Genomic DNA, 1,756 nt, shown 5'->3' with positions numbered 1-1,756 from the left:
GGCTGAACTTGAGAGAGCAGATCGAGCGCATCCGCGCGCAAGCGCCTGCTGCGCCTGCAACGCCCATGCGGCCCTCAAAGCCAGCGCTGCCAGAGTGGGCCAGGCCGCAGGATTTGGCGCCGACCGTAGAAAACGCCAGAAGGCTGGGGCTGCCGCAAGCTGCGCGGCCTGAAACAAGCCACAGGCCTTCCGCTGAAAGGCCACAAGCTCCGCTGCCGCCTGTTGAGAACCTCTATGCCCCCGCGCATGGTTTCTATCAGGAGCGCATGCGCATGGCCACGCAAGGCATGATGGATCCGGATGCCAGCTGGATGGACAGGGCGGTTTACGCTGCCCTGGGCCTGGGCGTCACGCCCTTGGCAATGGTCGAGGCGCTAGGCACAGAGGCCTACAACAGCCTCAACAATGCCAGCTTGGCAGGCCAGTACTGGGCGCGCGGCGAAATGGCGGCAAATGCCAGTGACGCCAACGTGGCCCGGCTGCAAGCGGCGCTGCATGGCGCAGCTGCAATGAATGGACTGCTGGGGCCTGCGGCTTTGACACGGCCGGGAATACCAGAAGCTGCTGAATTAGCACAACATATGAGAAAGCCAGCAGCTATGTTGCCTACTGGCAACATAGCATTTAATTCAGGCGGAGACAGGCTTTTCAACGCTCTTGGGCCAGCCAGAATAAACAACCGGCATGAATATGATCAGATAATGTCGGATCTGCGAAGAAATGGTGTGGAAGTCAGCTTTCGTACAAGAGAGTTTGCATATGGCCCTGCGTCAAGCTCAGGAAAACCCGGAAATATGGTTATTGATCCCGATGCATCAATTGCCGCACTCAGGCATGAGTATGGTCATTATTTAGATGATGCCGCCTTGGGTTTTCCAGGTTCAAGATATTATCTTAGCACTAATCCCAGAACAAGAGTTGCCTCTGAACGAAGGCAATATCTCCAGGAGATCAGACTGGCTAGAATATTGAGGGATGACACTGCTCGCAGAGAACTGATTCGTGACTATCTTTCTGAAAGGGCAGCATTGATTGAACGGTTCTACGAAAAACCGCATGGAACCAGATGGAGGTAAAAATGTTATATTCATTGGATGCAAGAAAAAAGCCAGAACTTTGGGTAATGTTAAAACATCAAATGCTCAACTATGATATGTGCTTTATTGTGCAACGCGGCAAATGCTATTGGCCGTTAAAAAATGTTGAGCGTAACGAAGAAAATATTGAAGAATGGATTACGGACATGAAGGCTCTGCCAATTGCGAGAATAAGTGTCAGTCGGGGAGGTGTCGTTGCCCCTCATTTTTTTGGAAAAAAAGAAAAAGACAGGATAGTTGTTACTGACTTCTTGGTACATTTTGATAATGGAAAGGGCCTTGATCTACAAGCTGTACAAAGGGAACTGGGAACAGCCATCATTGACATGATGTGCAGCGCCCCATTCCCGTCGGAAATATTTATTCCCATTGAGTTGCCTTCATGGGAAATTGATCAGATAGATATTTTTCATGGTGAATCTGGAATGGTTTTTAGAAATATAGAGCCACATGTCGTTATGTGACGCTCTACGGTCGCCGCTGGCCTGCGCGGCAGCCAGATTGAGCAACTCTCGCGCCTGGGCGGACAAGTCATAGGCCGCAACGCGCGCGGGCTGAACTTGAGAGAGCAGATCGAGCGCATCCGCGCGCAAGCGCCTGCTGCGTCTGCAACGCCCATGCGGCCCTCAAAGCCAGCGCTGCCAGAGCGGGCCAGGCCG

2 protein-coding genes are annotated in these 1,756 nt (G+C 52.6%); both read left to right on the top strand.

The annotated features are described in order from the left end of the window. Positions 1–1,076: hypothetical protein (locus C1720_RS13490; RefSeq protein WP_233200080.1), on the top strand; the 1,076-nt coding region annotated here is incomplete at its 5' end. 2 nt (positions 1,077–1,078) lie between these two features. Further along, positions 1,079–1,561, top strand: coding sequence for a hypothetical protein (locus tag C1720_RS13485; RefSeq protein WP_146007070.1), 483 nt, complete (start codon positions 1,079–1,081; stop codon positions 1,559–1,561). The last annotated feature ends 195 nt before the right edge of the window (positions 1,562–1,756 follow it).

Source organism: Ottowia massiliensis (assembly GCF_900240305.1).
Taxonomy (GTDB): domain Bacteria; phylum Pseudomonadota; class Gammaproteobacteria; order Burkholderiales; family Burkholderiaceae_C; genus Ottowia; species Ottowia massiliensis.
The sequence above is the reverse complement of the archived record's forward strand: the minus strand, read 5'-3'. Positions and strand labels throughout refer to the sequence as shown.